The organism is Streptomyces sp. NPDC048258 (assembly GCF_043201995.1).
Classification (GTDB): domain Bacteria; phylum Actinomycetota; class Actinomycetes; order Streptomycetales; family Streptomycetaceae; genus Streptomyces.
Map to the genome: position 1 here is coordinate 1 of NZ_JBICZH010000002.1, position 14,582 is coordinate 14,582.

Below are 14,582 nucleotides of genomic sequence, written 5' to 3' on the forward strand. Positions count from 1 at the left end.
GCGGCCGCGTCTCCGTATCCGGCGTCCGCGATGGCCACCGGCACCTCGATGCCCCAGGAACGGGTCTCGTCGAGCATGTCGAGTGCGAGCTGCCACTTCTCCACGTGCCCGATGTCATCGGGAATGCCGCAGGCGGTGCGGCGGGCGACCTTGTCCGGGTCCGCCTTCACGGACCCGGGCGCCCAGGTCTCGGGCAGGAACAGCCTCCAGTCCACCACCGCCGAGGCGTGATCCGAGGCCAGGTGCAGCGAGACGCCCACCTGGCAGTTGGTGACCTTGCCCGCCGTGCCGGTGTACTGCCGCGACACACACGCCGAGGCATTGCCGTCCTTGAGGAACCCAGTGTCATCGAAGACCAGCACGGTGGGCTGGATCGCCTTTTCCATCCTCCAGGCCAGCCGGGCCCGCACATGCGCCGGATCCCATGGGCTGGTGGTCACGAAGTGGGCCAGGGCCTGCCGGTTTCCGTCCTCCCCGAGCCGGGCGGCCATAGGTTCGACCGACTTGCGCTGTCCGTCGGTGAGCAGGCCTCGCAGGTAGACCCGCCCCCACCGACGCTGGTCGTTCCTCGCGAACGGCTCGAAAACCTCCGCCGCGAAGTCCTCCAACTCGCCACGTACAGCCGCAATCTCGTCCGGTGTCACGCTCTCTCAACGCAACACCGAACCAGAAGGACACGCTCAACCACAACCGACCTGACCAAGCCCTACTAGGGGGTGTCTTGGGGGTGCCGGCGGGTTCGCGCCGGGTGCGGCGCCGTTGCCGGGGCTCCGCCCCGGCGGTGCCCCCAGGCGGGGCTGGGTGGGGGCACCGCCGTCCGGGCTATGCGCCGACCGGCGCCGTGTGCGGCGCGGTTGCGGGGGCTCTGCCCCCGGGCCCGTCCCCGGACTCCGTCCGGGGGATCCTCAGCGCCTCGACCGGGCTATGCGCCGACCGGCGCCGGGGCCTACCGTCGGCGGATGGGCGTCGTCGTGATCGTTCTTGCCGCCGGGTACGGGGTGGCCGCCGGGCTGCTGCTGCCGCGTGCCGCCTACCGGCTCTCCGTCGAGCCGGGGGAGTCCTGGCGGGAGCGCTGCCCGCTGGGCCACCGGCTGTCGGGCTGGCTCGGCCCGGCCCGCTGCCGCGTTCCCGTGGGGGTCGTGGTGCCCGGCCCGGACGCCCCGCCGCCCGCGCCCGCGGCCCCGCACGCCCCGCACGCGTACGGGCGTCCCGCCGCCCACCTCGCCGTCCTCACCGGAGCCGTCTGCGCCGTGCTGGGGGCGGCCGTCGGGGCCCGGCCCGAGGCCGTGGTCTACGTCGCCCTCGCCCCGGCGCTCGTACTGCTCGCCCTGGTCGACCGCGCCGTGCACCGGCTCCCCGACGTACTGACCCTCCCGCTCGCCGCGGCATTCGCCGCCGGGCTCGGCCCGGCCGCCCTGCTGCCCCGCGCCGGAGGCGACTGGCGGCACGCGCTGCTCGGCGGGGGCCTGCTCGCCGCCGGGTACCTCGTGCTGTTCCTGATCAACCCCGCGGGGATGGGCTTCGGCGACGTCAAGCTGGCGCTCTCGCTGGGGGTCGCTCTTGGGTGGTACGGGTGGGGGGTATGGGCCGCCGGGGCCTTCCTGGGCCTCCTCTACGGGGCCCTGTACGGCCTGTCCCTTGTGCTGCGCGGCCCCGCGGCCCGCAAGCGGAGCTTCGCCTTCGGCCCCTTCATGGCCGCCGGAGCACTCACCGGAGTGCTGCTGGGCGGTTTCGGAGCGTAATCGTGGCGCGGCAATGCACGCATCACGCTTTACGAAGGGTTATGGTGGAACCCCCCCCTCGGGCCGGTCCGTATCCCCCCCCACGGACCGGCCCGTTTTTTGTTCTCCGCACCCTTCGGGCAAACGCGCAGGTCAGCCGCGCTGGGCCCAGAGGTTGGTGCCGGGGGTGGACACCGCGAAGGAGTCGATCTCCTCCAACTCGGCCTCGGAGAGCGGATCTCCGCCCAGCGCGGCCACGTTCTCCTCCAGCTGCCTGACGCTCGACGCGCCGATCAGCGCCGACGTCATCCGGTCGTCGCGGAGCACCCACTTCAGCGCCAGCTGCGCCAGCGACTGGCCGCGCCGCGCGGCGATGTCGTTCAGCCCGTTCAGCCGGCGGAGCACCTCGTCCGACAGCAGGTCGGGGTCGAGGGACTTGCCCTGCGTGGCCCGCGAGCCCTCCGGGATCTCCTTGAGGTACTTGCCCGTCAGCAGCCCCTGCGCGAGCGGCGCGAAGGAGATGCAGCCCATGCCGGAGTCCTCCAGGGTGTCCAGCAGCCCGTCCTCCTCCGTCCAGCGGTTGATCATGGAGTACGAGGGCTGGTGGATCAGCGGACGCACCCCCATCCCGCGCAGGATCCGTACCGCCTCGGCCGTCTGCTCCGCGGTGTACGAGGACACGCCGACGTAGAGCGCCTTGCCCTGCTGGACCGCGGACGCCAGGGCGCCCATGGTCTCCTCCAGCGGGGTCTCCGGGTCGAAGCGGTGCGAGTAGAAGATGTCGACGTAGTCCACGCCCATCCGCTTCAGCGAGGCGTCCAGCGAGCTGAGCAGGTACTTCCGGCTGCCCCATTCGCCGTACGGCCCCGGGTGCATCAGGTAGCCGGCCTTGGTGGAGAGGATCAGCTCGTCGCGGTAGGACGCGAAGTCCTGCGAAAAGATCTTGCCGAAGTTCAGCTCGGCCGAGCCGGCCGGGGGACCGTAGTTGTTCGCCAGGTCGAAGTGGGTGATGCCCAGGTCGAAGGCCCGGCGCAGGATCGCCCGCTGGGACTCCAGCGACTTGTCGTCGCCGAAGTTGTGCCAGAGGCCGAGGGAGATGGCGGGGAGCTTGAGGCCGCTGTGGCCGGTGCGCCGGTACTCCATGGCGTCGTAGCGCGAGGGCTCTGCCCGATAGGGATTGGTATCAGTCACGTTGTCCTCCCTATCACGGACTTGTGACAGACCGAGTTGGGTACCCCATCCCACCGCGCAGTAATGTGGCCGCCTCGGGGGAGACCGCAATTCGCACGGGGGCATTGCACGGAGGGGCTGGAAGATCGTGAAGCTGCGCGACCTGGTGTACAGGCTCTACGCACGCCGGGTGGAAGGCCGCCTCGACCATGACGCGGCGCCCAAGCACATCGGCGTCATCCTGGACGGGAACCGGCGCTGGGCGAAGGCGTCCGGAGGTACGACGGAACAGGGCCACCAGGCCGGAGCCGACAAGATCTCCGAGATGCTGGGCTGGTGCACCGAGACCGACGTCGAGGTCGTCACCCTGTGGATGCTCTCCACGGACAACCTGGACCGGCCGGAGGTCGAGCTCCGCCCGCTGCTCAACATCATCGAGAACACCGTACGGGGCCTCGCCGCCGACGGCCGCTGGCGCGTCCACCACGTCGGCAACCTCGACATCCTGCCCGCACAGACGCAGACCGTGCTGAAGGAGGCCGAGCAGGCCACGCACGACATCGACGGGATACTCGTCAACGTCGCCGTCGGCTACGGCGGCCGCCAGGAGATCGCCGACGCGGTCCGCTCGCTGCTCCTGGAGCACGCGCAGAAGGGCACCTCCTTCGAGGAGCTCGCCGAGATCCTGGACATCGACCACATCGCCGAGCACCTCTACACGCGCGGCCAGCCCGACCCGGACCTCGTGATCCGCACCAGCGGCGAGCAGCGGCTGTCCGGATTCATGCTGTGGCAGAGCGCGCACTCCGAGTACTACTTCTGCGAGGTCTTCTGGCCGGCCTTCCGCAAGGTCGACTTCCTCCGGGCCCTGCGCGATTACGCCGCCCGCCACCGGCGCTACGGCACCTGAGTGACCTTGGGTGTCCTCTGACGCCCCTTCGGGTCACCGCCGCCCCCTCCCTCCCAAGCCTTCACCAGGGATTCACCGAGCGTCCGTCATATGCCATGGCATGGCCTGGCCTGATCTGGGAATACCCCTTTCAGGTCGATGCCCGATCCACGGGTGTCGAGTCTCAGCGGACGGCATGGGGTCGTCCGCCCGGGAGGCCCTTTGCACCAGGACGCACGTGCGGTTCGCACGGACGAAGTGGGAGGGCCGGAAATCGGCCCTGGCATGGGTGCCGATGACCGGTCCGGTCTTCATGGCCCGACCTCTTCCGAGGGGGTACGTCCTTCCGTGGTGACCAGCACAAAGCGCCGCCTGCCCGACAGGCGGACCTACGTCCTCGACACCAGCGTCCTGCTGGCAGACCCCAACGCGACCACCCGTTTCGACGAGCACGAGGTCGTGCTCCCGATCGTGGTGATCACCGAGCTGGAGGCAAAGAGGCACCATCCCGAACTCGGCTACTTCGCGCGCCAGGCCCTGCGCCTGCTCGACGACTTCCGGGTCCGGTACGGACGCCTCGACGCCCCCATCCCGCTGGGCGATCTGGGCGGCACCCTGCGTGTCGAGCTCAACCACTCCGACCCGGGTGTCCTGCCCGCCGGCTTCCGATTGGGGGACAACGACTCGCGGATCCTCGCGGTCGCCCGCAATCTCCAGGCCGAGGGCTACGACGTCACGGTGGTCTCGAAGGATCTCCCGCTGCGCATCAAGGCCTCCTCCGTGGGCCTGCTGGCCGAGGAGTACCGGGCGGAGCTCGCCATCACGGACGCCGGCTGGACCGGCATGAGCGAACTCGCCCTCTCCGGGGAACAGGTGGACCTCCTCTATTCGGAGGAGCGGCTCTACGTCCCGGAGGCCGCCGAGATGCCCGTGCACACCGGGCTGGTCCTGCAGTCCGAGCGCGGCAAGGCGCTCGGCCGGGTCACGGCGGACGGCAACGTGAAGCTCGTACGGGGCGACCGCGAGGCCTTCGGGCTGCACGGCCGCAGTGCCGAGCAGCGCATCGCCCTGGACCTCCTCCTCGACCCCGAGATCGGGATCATCTCGATGGGCGGCCGGGCCGGCACCGGAAAGTCGGCGCTGGCGCTCTGCGCGGGCCTGGAGGCCGTGCTGGAGCGGCGGCAGCACCAGAAGGTGATGGTCTTCCGGCCGCTGTACGCGGTGGGCGGCCAGGACCTCGGCTACCTGCCCGGGGACGCCTCCGAGAAGATGAGCCCCTGGGCGCAGGCGGTCTTCGACACCCTCTCCTCGGTCGCCGGGCGCGAGGTCATCGAGGAGGTGCTGAACCGCGGGATGCTGGAGGTCCTGCCGCTCACGCACATCCGCGGCCGCTCGCTCCACGACGCCTTCGTGATCGTGGACGAGGCCCAGTCGCTGGAGCGGAACGTCCTGCTGACCGTTCTGTCCCGAATCGGCGCGAATTCGCGGGTCGTTCTGACCCATGACGTCGCCCAGCGGGACAACCTGCGGGTCGGCCGGTACGACGGAGTCGTCGCCGTGGTCGAGAAGTTGAAGGGGCACCCCCTCTTCGCCCACGTCACGCTGACCCGGTCCGAGCGCTCCCCGATCGCCGCACTCGTCACCGAGATGCTCGAATCCCTGTAACGACCACAGGGGGCAAAACACCCATAGCGGGAAGGTGAGTTGGCGCCGCCCGGCAAAGGCCCGAGAGCCTAGCCGGGCGGCGTCGTGCTGCACAGTCCTTTCGCCGAATCAACGGCGACATCCCAGGTGTGACCTTTCCCACGCAACACAGAATTGCCCCGCGGCGTCGCCGTCCGGCAGAGTCTGTTTTCCGTCAGGCCCCGCATACGGCACATGTGTATCTCCGGTAACTCCGTGAGGTGCGCGCAGCACCACAACTCCACAGTCGATCGCCGTATGCCGCCCGGAGTTTCACGCGGCGGTCCCCGCAAGGGAGCTGCCCACGGGCCCGCGTCTCCAGTGACCGCAGAACCACGGAGGCCAGTGTCGAGGGGCACTCTTGCGCCCGCGCGGTCACTGCGGACGTTGCTGGAAGGACATCATGTGAGCCGGATCTCGGTCCGGGGGTTCGCAGTGGCTTCGGCCACCGCGGTCACCACCGTCGGCGCAGTCGTTGGCGTTGCCACTGGCGACCCCACGAACGATCTCGAAACGACAGCGTCCGGCGCGACTCTCCTCACTGACATCCCGGTCGGCGACCAGGCGCAGGTCCAGAGCGGGTCCCTGACCCAGCAGGCCGACACCATCGCCCACGCCGCCGACGCCGACGCCAAGCGCTCGGCCGAGGAGGCAGCCCGCATCCAGGCCGCCGAGGACGCCAAGTCCAAGAAGGCGGAGGCGGAGAAGGCCAAGGCGGAGGCGGACGCCAAGGCCAAGAAGGAACGCGAGGAGAAGGAGCAGGCCGCCAGCCGCTCCGCCGCCCGCGACGCCGGAGACTTCGCGGTCCAGAGCTCCTACACGGTCGCGCAGGTCAAGGCCATCGCCCAGCAGATGGTCCCGTCCGGCCAGTTCCAGTGCTTCTCGAACATCATCAACCAGGAATCCACCTGGAACTACAAGGCCGTCAACTCGTCCTCGGGTGCCTACGGTCTGGTCCAGGCGCTCCCGGGCTCGAAGATGGCCTCGGCCGGTGACGACTGGCGCACCAACCCCGCTACGCAGATCAAGTGGGGCCTGAACTACATGGAGGACCGCTACGGCAGCCCGTGCGGAGCCTGGAGCTTCCACCAGGCCAACGGCTGGTACTAGCCGACACGCGGCCGGCCGCCCACCGGCAGCCGCCACCGCACCCCGCTCAACCCCGGAGAGCCCCGCACCGTCCTACGGTGCGGGGCTCCTCGCGTGTACGGTCTTTCGAGGTGTGACCAGTGGGCGGGGGGAAGGGAACGACATGTCGAAGAGGGCAGGCTGGCTCGGCCGGCTCGGGAGCAGGCTGAACCGGATGGAGGCGCGGCTCAGCGAGCGGCGCGCCGAGGTAGAGGCCGAGACCAGAGGCGACCTGCCGCGACCCGTCGCGTCCGACCGGCCGCAGGCCGCCGCTGCGGCACCGGGATCCACCGACCCGGCCGCCGCCGTCCCCGTGGTCCCCGAGCGCCCCGACCCGGTGACCGTGGTCCCGTGGGGCATGCGGGTCGCCGCCGAGGTCAGCTGGCGGCTCCTGCTCCTGGCCGGGATGCTCTGGGTGCTGATGAAGGTGATCAGCGAAGTCCGCCTGGTCGTCCTCGCCTTCGCCGCCGCCATGCTGGTCACCGCACTGCTCCAGCCCTTCGTGGTCCGGCTGCGCCGCCTCGGCCTGCCGCGCGGCCTCGCCACCGCCGTCACCGCGATCCTCGGCTTCGTGGTCATCGGGCTGGTCGGCTGGTTCGTGGTCTGGCAGGTCATGGAGAACCTCGACGACCTCTCCGACCGGGTCCGCGACGGCATCAACGAACTCAAACTCTGGGCACTGGACAGTCCGTTCCACGTGACCGAGAAGCAGATCACCGACATCGCGAAGAACCTCAGCGAGACCATCGGCACCAACACCGAGCAGATCACCTCCGCGGGCCTGCAAGGCGTGACGGTGCTCGTCGAGGTCCTGACGGGGATACTGCTCGCGATGTTCTCGACGCTGTTCCTGCTCTACGACGGCAAGCGCATCTGGACCTGGACGCTCGGCCTCGTCCCGGCCGCCGCCCGGCCCGGCGTGGCGGGAGCCGGTCCGCGCGCCTGGCGCACGCTGACCGCGTACGTCCGCGGCACCGTCCTCGTCGCGCTCATCGACGCCATCTTCATCGGCCTCGGCCTCTACTTCCTCAACGTGCCGATGGCCGTGCCGCTGGCCGTCTTCATCTTCCTGTTCGCCTTCATCCCGCTCGTGGGCGCCGTGGTCTCGGGCGCCCTCGCGGTGGTCGTCTCGCTCGTGACCCAGGGCGTCTTCACCGCGCTGATGGTGCTGCTCGTGGTCCTGGCCGTGCAGCAGATCGAGGGGCACGTGCTCCAGCCCTTCATCCTGGGCCGGGCGGTACGGGTGCACCCGCTCGCGGTGGTGCTCGCCGTGGCCGCCGGCGGGATGATCGCGGGCATCGGCGGAGCGGTGGTCGCCGTACCGCTGGTCGCCGTCACCAACACGGTGGTGGGCTACCTGAGGGCGTACTCGCGCGAGCAGCTCCTGCACGGCGCCGACTCGGTCGGTCCGTCGCCGCACGGGGCGACGGCCCTGGGCCAGGCGGAGACGGGGCAGAAGTGATCGGCGAGCCCGAGCTCGACGGGGAGTGGGAGTCGGTGCAGCCGACCGAGACGGCGCAGCCGGGCGCAGTGGGCGATCCCGTACGCGGGCCCCGTCGCCCGTGGTTGTGGGCGCTGGGCGGGGCGCTGCTGGCCTCGGCGGTCTGGGCCGGGACCCTCGCGGCGCAGGATCGTTTCACTGATGCGCCGCGCATCGCGTACCGGCACTCCGAAGACCTGTGCAAGGAGGTGCCGCTGACCGCGGTCTCCGGGGCCACCGCGAAGCTCAGCAGGGACATTCCGCGCCACGCCGAGCATCCCGCGCTGGACTGGTCGGCGTGCACGTACTCTGCGGACCACGCGGAGGGCCGGCTGTACTTCCAGGCTGACGCGTTGGTCCAGCTGCACAAGCAGACGGATCCCCGGGCGGAGTTCGGCGCCGGTCCCGGGACCGGCGCGCAGCTGTGGGACAGCATCGGCATCGGGGAGTTGGAGCAGGTCCCCGGGCTGGGCGAGCGGGCGCTGCTCAGCCGGCAGGCCCGGGGTCCCCGGCTCCAAGTGCTCGACGGCGGGGCGGTGTTCACCCTTCACGTCGGGTGGTTCGGGGAGCCGAACGTTCCCGAGCCCGACGAGGACGCCGTCAAGGCGGCGATGATCGAGGACATGCGCGCGCTGATGGCCGCGGTCAAGAAATGACGAAGGCCCCGCGGCCGTTCCCGGCCGCGGGGCCCTGGTCTTCGTACGAGGCGGTGCTACTCGGCGGCGAGGGCGGCCTCGGCGTCGAGGGTGACGGCCACGGCCTGGATCACCGAGGCGATCTTGAAGGCTTCCTGGACCGTCTCGCGGTCGACACCGGCCTTGCGCAGGACCTGCTCGTGCGAGTCGAGGCACTGGCCGCAGCCGTTGATCGCGGAGACGGCGAGCGACCACAGCTCGAAGTCGACCTTCTCCACGCCCGGGTTGCCGATGACGTTCATCCGCAGGCCGGCGCGCAGGGTGCCGTACTCCGGGTCGGAGAGCAGGTGCCGCGTGCGGTAGAAGACGTTGTTCATCGCCATGACCGCGGCGGCGGACTTGGCGGCGGTGTACGCCTCCGGCGACAGGTTCGCCTTCGCCTCGGGCTCCAGCTCACGCAGGACGCGCGGGGAGCGGGCGGCGATCGCGCAGGACAGGACGGTGCCCCACAGCTGCTGCTGCGAGAGCTTGTCCTGGTTGCCGATGACCGAACCGAGGTTCAGCTTCAGGTCCTTGGCGAAGTCCGGTACGGCGGACTTCAGGGAGTCGAGGGACATCCGTCACTCACCGGCCAGCAGCGCGCCGGCGTCGAGGGTGCTCTCGCCCTTGGTCCAGTTGCAGGGGCACAGCTCGTCGGTCTGCAGGGCGTCGAGGACCCGCAGGACCTCCTTGGGGTTACGGCCCACGGAGCCGGCGGTCACCATCGAGAACTGGATCTCGTTGTTCTGGTCGACGATGAAGACGGCGCGCTGCGCGAAGCCGTCCTCGCCCTGGACGCCGCACGCCTGCATGAGCTCGTGCTTGGAGTCGGCCAGCATCGGGAAGGGCAGGTCACGCAGGTCGGCGTGGTCCTTGCGCCAGGCGTGGTGGACGAACTCGGAGTCGCCGGAGACGCCGAGGATCTGGGCGTCGCGGTCCAGGAACTCGTCGTTCAGCTTGCCGAACGCGGCGATCTCGGTCGGGCAGACGAAGGTGAAGTCCTTCGGCCAGAAGAACACCACACGCCACTTGCCCTCGTAGGTCTTGTGGTCGATCTGGGCGAACTCGCTGCCGGCTTCGAGCGAGACGCAGGCGGTCAGATCGTAGGTGGGGAACTTGTCGCCGACAGTGAGCACGTGCTCTCCTTGCAGACAGGAAAGTAACCCTTTTGGGGGCTTTCCAAGGGGGTTGGACGGATCTCACATGCTGGCACAGCTGCATTGATTACGGAAATAGCTAGTCTTGCGTCGGGTGATCGGAGGTACCTATCAGTGGCTGTCGGTAATAGGGGAGCGAAGCAACCCACCCTCGCTCAGTTGCGGGCGTTCGCGGCCGTCGCCGAGCACCTGCACTTCCGGGACGCCGCCGCGGCGATCGGGATGAGTCAGCCCGCGCTGTCCGGGGCAGTGTCCGCGCTGGAGGAGGCGCTCGGCGTGCAGCTGCTGGAGCGCACCACCCGCAAGGTGCTGCTGTCCCCGGCCGGGGAGCGGATCGCGGCGCGGGCGCGGGTGGTGCTCGACGCGATGGGCGGGCTGCTGGAGGAGGCGGAAGCGGTACGGGCCCCCTTCACCGGGGTACTGCGGCTCGGGGTGATCCCCACGGTGGCGCCGTACCTGCTGCCGACCGTGCTCGGGCTGTTCCACCGGCGGTATCCGCGGATGGACCTCCAGGTGCACGAGGAGCAGACGTCCTCGCTGCTGGAGGGGCTGGCCGGCGGGCGCCTCGACCTGCTGCTGCTCGCGGTGCCGCTCGGCGTCCCCGGGGTCACCGAACTGCCCGTCTTCGACGAGGACTTCGTGCTCCTGGCACCCCGGGAGCATCCACTGGCCGGGCGCAAGGACATCCCGCGCGAGGAACTGCGCGGCCTGCAACTGCTGTTGCTCGACGAGGGGCACTGCCTGCGCGACCAGGCCCTGGACATCTGCCGCGAGGCCGGGCGCACCGACGGGGCGGACGTCACCACGACCGCCGCCGGGCTGTCCACCCTCGTCCAGCTGGTCGCCGGGGGCCTGGGCGTGACGCTGCTGCCGCGTACGGCGCTGCGGTTGGAGACCGCCCGCAACGAGTACCTGGCCACCGGGTACTTCGCCGAACCCGCGCCGTCCCGGCGGATCGCGCTGGCCATGCGTACGGGAACGGCCCGGCAGGAGGAGTTCCGGGCGATCGCGGCCGCGCTGCGCGAAGCCGTACGCCCGCTCCCGGTGTGGCCCACCGACTGAGGGAGCCCTCCGGGAGCGGGCGTACGGTCACTCCGTGCGCAGGCCGTCCGGGCGCATCAGGCGCAGCAGCGGCGGCAGGCTCAGTACGGTGACCAGCGCGACCACACCGGCGGCCACGCCGGTCATGCCCGCGACCGACAGCCAGTCGATCCGTACCGGGGCCGCGGCCATCCGCATCAGTACGGCGCCCAGTCCCACCCCGAACACGGCGGCCAGGCCCAGCCCGAGGCCGATCGGCAGGGCGGTCTGCCACAGCACCGACAGGCTCAGCGTGGAGCGCTTGGTGCCGAAGGCGACCAGCGCCGACAGCAGCTTCTTGCGTTCGCGCAGCTGCTCCAGCTGGGAGACGAGCAGGCTCGAGCCGATGAGGACCAGCACCGCGGTGGCCCCGAAGAACAGCCCGGTGCGGATCGCCGAGTAGCTGCCGTCCTGCTTCGTGGCCCGCAGCGTCATGGCGGTGGACAGGGGGGACGCCTTGAAGGCGGCCGTACGTGCCCGCTCCAGCCCGTCCGGCACCGAGTCGTCGGCCTGCACGAAGATCTGGGTCGAGCCGAATCCCCCGGTGTCCTTCGGCGCGACCGACGGGGTCACCAGCAGACCCGAGCGCAGCTTGCCGACCGGGTCCGGGCGGCTGGCCACCGGCCGGGCGGCGGCGGGCACGGTCCACTCGACCGGCCCGACCTCGTCCGAGTAGCCCCCGACGTTGCCCACGAACAGCTTGTCGCCGGGTTCGGCCGTGCCGCCGTACCGGCCGCCGCTGACGGGGGCGCCGGTGGCCAGGAAGGCGTCGCCGTCCTCGCAGGAGTCCAGCGCGGCCACCTCGCGCAGCGCCGCGCAGCTGCCGACGGTGACGTCGATGAGCTCGGTGTCCTCGGGAACCGTGTGGGCGGCGGCGACGGAGCGCAGCGGCACCGCCTTCACGATGCCCTCGGACCCGGCGACCTGCCGGGCCAGCTGGTCCACGTCGACCTTGGAGTCGCGGTCGAGCAGGATCGAGACGGCGGCCCGGGAGGGGTCCTGTCCGGTCTCCTCCGTGTAGTCGCCCTCGACGCCCGCGAACAGCATCTGCAGGGCGATGGCGCCCGCGACCGCCACGGCGATGCCGTTGACGAGACGGGCGGCGCCGCCGCTGTTGACCTGGAGGCGGCGCACGGCCAGCTGCCAGGAGACCGGACCGCCGGACATCCGGCCGACGAACCGTTCCAGCAGCCAGGGCAGCAGCACGGTGATGGCGACCAGGAGCAGCACCACACCGGCACTGACCTGCCACTGGTTGAACGTCCCGCCGTCGTTCCCGCGGCCCGTCATCGGTACGAGCAGGCCCAGTCCGGCCAGCGGCAGGAGCAGCCGCCACCAGATGCGGCGCTTGCCCGGCCGGGCCGTCCGTACGACTCCCAGCGGCTCGATCACCACGCCGCGCAGCGCGAACAGGGTGACGGCGACGGCCGCGGCCGGCACCGCGACCGCGACGAGGGCGGCCAGCCACACCGTCGGATCGAGGTCGGCGGGGAAGACGCTGCGCTGCTGGAAGGTGAAGCCGCCGACGAGCCGGCGCCCGATCAGGAAGAAGCCGGTGCCCAGCACGAGCCCGGCCAGTGACCCGGCCAGGGCCTCGCCCGCGGCGATCCGGCGGACCATGCGGCTGTCGGCGCCGACCAGGCGCAGGGCCGCGAGCCGGCGGTCGCGGCGCTCGCCGCCGAAGCGGACGGCGGCGGCGATGAACACCGCGACCGGCAGCAGCAGGGCGACGAAGGTGAGGACGACCAGGAGCAGGAGGACCGGGCTGAGCCGTTCGGTGGTCCGCTCCTGGCCGAACGCGGTGATCCGGCTGACGCGGCCCATCGTGTCGGCCGCCACCTGCAGCCGGTCGTCGCCCGCGTAGAAGACCAGCTCGCCGGGGCCCGTCAGACCGGCGTCGCCGATGGTCTCGGTGATCCGCCCGTCGAGGCGCTCGCGCAGCAGCTTGCCGTCCGAGGAGGCCAGCAGTTCCTTCAGGGCGGGGGAGACGGCCATCTCGCCGGGGCCGGGGATCCTCTTCAGGCCCGGCGGCACCGGGGCCCGGGGGCCCTCGGCTTTCACCAGGCTGCCGTCGATGTCCATCCGGTGGTACGTCTGGTTGGCCCGGGCGATGAGCAGGGTGTCCTGCCCGGGCTGCTCGGCGACGGCGGTCATCGTGCTGCGGGCGAGGCCGCGATCGGTGCGGGCGGCGAGCGCGCCGGGGATCGCCGTGCTGATGAGCAGCAGTGCGACGCCGAGGCCTACGCCTATACCGGTGAGCAGGGTGCGGGTCCACCCCTCGCGGCCGCCGGCGAAGGCGAACCGGGCGCCCGTGCCGAGGTCACGGGCCCATGTCCGGAGCGTGCTCATACGATCCGCTCCATGTCGCGGGACTTGCCGTCGCGTACGACGATCTCGCGGTCGGAGTACGCGGCCACGCGGGTCTCGTGCGTGACGAGGACGACGGCGGCGTTGGCGGACCGGGCGGCCTCGGTGAGCAGCTGCATGACGAGCTCGCCGTTGAGGGAGTCGAGGGCGCCGGTCGGCTCGTCGGCGAAGATCACCCGGGGCTGGGTGACCAGGGCGCGGGCGACGGCCACGCGCTGGCCCTGGCCGCCGGATATCTCCCCGGGGCGCTTGCGGCCGAGGTCCGCCACTTCGAGCTTCTCCATCCAGTGCAGGGCGGTCCGTTCGGCCTCCTTGCGCTTGACGCCGGTCAGGCGCAGCGGGAGAGCGACGTTCTCCACGCAGGTCAGCTCGGGTACGAGCTGCCCGAACTGGAAGACGAAGCCGAACTCGGTGCGGCGCAGGCCACTGCGCTGGGCGTCGTTCATGGCGGACAGCTCGTGACCGGCGTACGTGATGGAGCCGGAGTCGGGCGTGACGATCCCGGCGAGGCAGTGCAGCAGGGTGGACTTGCCCGAGCCGGAGGGGCCCATGACGGCGACGACCTCGCCCGGGTGGATGGAGAACTCGGCGCCGTCGAGCGCGCGGGTGGGCCCGTACGCCTTGCGGAGGTCCGTGGCGGCGAGCAGGGAGCCGGCCGGGGTCATCGGCGTACCTCCTGGGAGAGCTGTTCGAGGCGGGCGGCCGTGAGCTCCAGCCAGCGGAGGTCGGCCTCCAGGTGGAACAGGGCGTGGTCGCAGACGAGCTGGTCGGCGAGGTCGCCCTTGCGCTTGCGCTGGGTCAGGATGCGCATGAGGCGCAGGTGTTCGGCGCGCTGGGTGTCCAGCAGCTCGGCCGCGCTGCGGCCGGTGAGCAGGGCGAGGACGACCTTGGTGTAGAGGGTCGAGTGGAGGTACGGCTCGGGCTTCTCGGGTTGCGAGAGCCAGGTCTCGACGTCGGTGATGCCGGCGTCGGTGATGGCGTACCGCTTGCGGTCGGGGCCGCCGCCGCTCTCTATCCCGTCGACCTCGACGAGGCCGTTCTTGAGGAGGCGGGACATGGTCGAGTAGACCTGCCCGTAGGCGAGGGGGCGGTCGTGGCCGAACTTCTCGTCGAAGGCGCGCTTGAGGTCGTAGCCGTGGCGGGGGCCGGCCTCCAGGAGGCCGAGGAGCGTGTGACCGATGGACATGCCAAGGACTATACACGCGGTGTATACGCGGGGTGTATACGCGGGGT

14 protein-coding genes are annotated in these 14,582 nt (G+C 70.9%); 7 read left to right on the forward strand and 7 right to left on the reverse strand.

Translation table 11 applies throughout. The annotated features are described in order from the left end of the window. On the reverse strand, nt 1-644 hold a 644-nt coding region (locus ACGFYQ_RS04155; protein ID WP_393739779.1), incomplete at its 3' end, for an IS701 family transposase. A gap of 315 nt (nt 645-959) precedes the next feature. Here ACGFYQ_RS04155 and ACGFYQ_RS04160 point away from each other — a divergent pair. Continuing rightward, complete coding sequence (locus ACGFYQ_RS04160; protein WP_393739781.1) at nt 960-1,742, forward strand: prepilin peptidase; 783 nt, start codon at nt 960-962, stop codon at nt 1,740-1,742. Nucleotides 1,743-1,874: 132 nt separating this feature from the next. Here the strand turns inward: ACGFYQ_RS04160 and mgrA are convergent, their stop codons facing one another. Continuing rightward, nucleotides 1,875-2,912, reverse strand: a complete 1,038-nt coding sequence (mgrA, locus tag ACGFYQ_RS04165; protein ID WP_393739783.1) for an L-glyceraldehyde 3-phosphate reductase — start codon at nt 2,910-2,912, stop codon at nt 1,875-1,877. A gap of 127 nt (nt 2,913-3,039) precedes the next feature. Here mgrA and ACGFYQ_RS04170 point away from each other — a divergent pair, with 127 nt between their 5' ends. From ACGFYQ_RS04170 to ACGFYQ_RS04190, 5 genes are all read left to right on the forward strand, one after another. After that, nucleotides 3,040-3,801 (forward strand): isoprenyl transferase, encoded by a 762-nt coding sequence (locus ACGFYQ_RS04170; protein ID WP_328927403.1) that lies wholly within the window; start codon nt 3,040-3,042, stop codon nt 3,799-3,801. A gap of 327 nt (nt 3,802-4,128) precedes the next feature. Next, on the forward strand, nt 4,129-5,445 hold the full coding sequence (locus ACGFYQ_RS04175) for a PhoH family protein (protein WP_393739785.1): 1,317 nt from the start codon (nt 4,129-4,131) through the stop codon (nt 5,443-5,445). A gap of 423 nt (nt 5,446-5,868) precedes the next feature. Beyond that, nucleotides 5,869-6,573, forward strand: a complete 705-nt coding sequence (locus ACGFYQ_RS04180) for a transglycosylase SLT domain-containing protein (RefSeq protein ID WP_393739787.1) — start codon at nt 5,869-5,871, stop codon at nt 6,571-6,573. Between the two features lie 142 nt (nt 6,574-6,715). Beyond that, a complete protein-coding gene (locus tag ACGFYQ_RS04185; protein ID WP_393739789.1) occupies nt 6,716-8,053 on the forward strand; it encodes an AI-2E family transporter in 1,338 nt (445 codons plus the stop codon). After that, a complete protein-coding gene (locus tag ACGFYQ_RS04190; RefSeq protein ID WP_393739792.1) occupies nt 8,050-8,727 on the forward strand; it encodes a hypothetical protein in 678 nt (225 codons plus the stop codon). Before ACGFYQ_RS04185 ends, ACGFYQ_RS04190 begins: the two co-directional genes overlap by 4 nt. Before the next feature lie 56 nt (nt 8,728-8,783). Here ACGFYQ_RS04190 and ACGFYQ_RS04195 read toward each other — a convergent pair whose 3' ends face one another. Both ACGFYQ_RS04195 and ACGFYQ_RS04200 read right to left on the reverse strand, forming a co-directional pair. Next, nucleotides 8,784-9,323, reverse strand: a complete 540-nt coding sequence (locus ACGFYQ_RS04195) for an alkyl hydroperoxide reductase (RefSeq protein ID WP_393739794.1) — start codon at nt 9,321-9,323, stop codon at nt 8,784-8,786. 3 nt (nt 9,324-9,326) lie between these two features. After that, nucleotides 9,327-9,881: a peroxiredoxin gene (locus ACGFYQ_RS04200; RefSeq protein ID WP_393739796.1), complete on the reverse strand. Its 555-nt coding sequence runs from the start codon at nt 9,879-9,881 to the stop codon at nt 9,327-9,329. 135 nt (nt 9,882-10,016) lie between these two features. Between ACGFYQ_RS04200 and ACGFYQ_RS04205 the strand changes: the two genes are divergently transcribed. Beyond that, nucleotides 10,017-10,964, forward strand: a complete 948-nt coding sequence (locus tag ACGFYQ_RS04205; protein ID WP_393739798.1) for a hydrogen peroxide-inducible genes activator — start codon at nt 10,017-10,019, stop codon at nt 10,962-10,964. A gap of 27 nt (nt 10,965-10,991) precedes the next feature. On the opposite strand, the gene ACGFYQ_RS04210 is transcribed toward ACGFYQ_RS04205, so the two are convergent. Genes ACGFYQ_RS04210 through ACGFYQ_RS04220 form a run of 3 tightly spaced genes read right to left on the reverse strand, consistent with a single transcriptional unit; the run spans nt 10,992 to nt 14,535 of the window. Further along, nucleotides 10,992-13,331: an ABC transporter permease gene (locus ACGFYQ_RS04210; RefSeq protein WP_393739800.1), complete on the reverse strand. Its 2,340-nt coding sequence runs from the start codon at nt 13,329-13,331 to the stop codon at nt 10,992-10,994. Continuing rightward, entirely contained in the window at nt 13,328-14,014 is a 687-nt protein-coding gene (locus ACGFYQ_RS04215) for an ABC transporter ATP-binding protein (RefSeq protein WP_393739802.1), read from the reverse strand. The genes ACGFYQ_RS04210 and ACGFYQ_RS04215 overlap by 4 nt, the downstream gene beginning before the upstream one ends. Continuing rightward, nucleotides 14,011-14,535 (reverse strand): PadR family transcriptional regulator, encoded by a 525-nt coding sequence (locus ACGFYQ_RS04220; protein ID WP_393739804.1) that lies wholly within the window; start codon nt 14,533-14,535, stop codon nt 14,011-14,013. The genes ACGFYQ_RS04215 and ACGFYQ_RS04220 overlap by 4 nt, the downstream gene beginning before the upstream one ends. Nucleotides 14,536-14,582 lie beyond the last annotated feature (47 nt).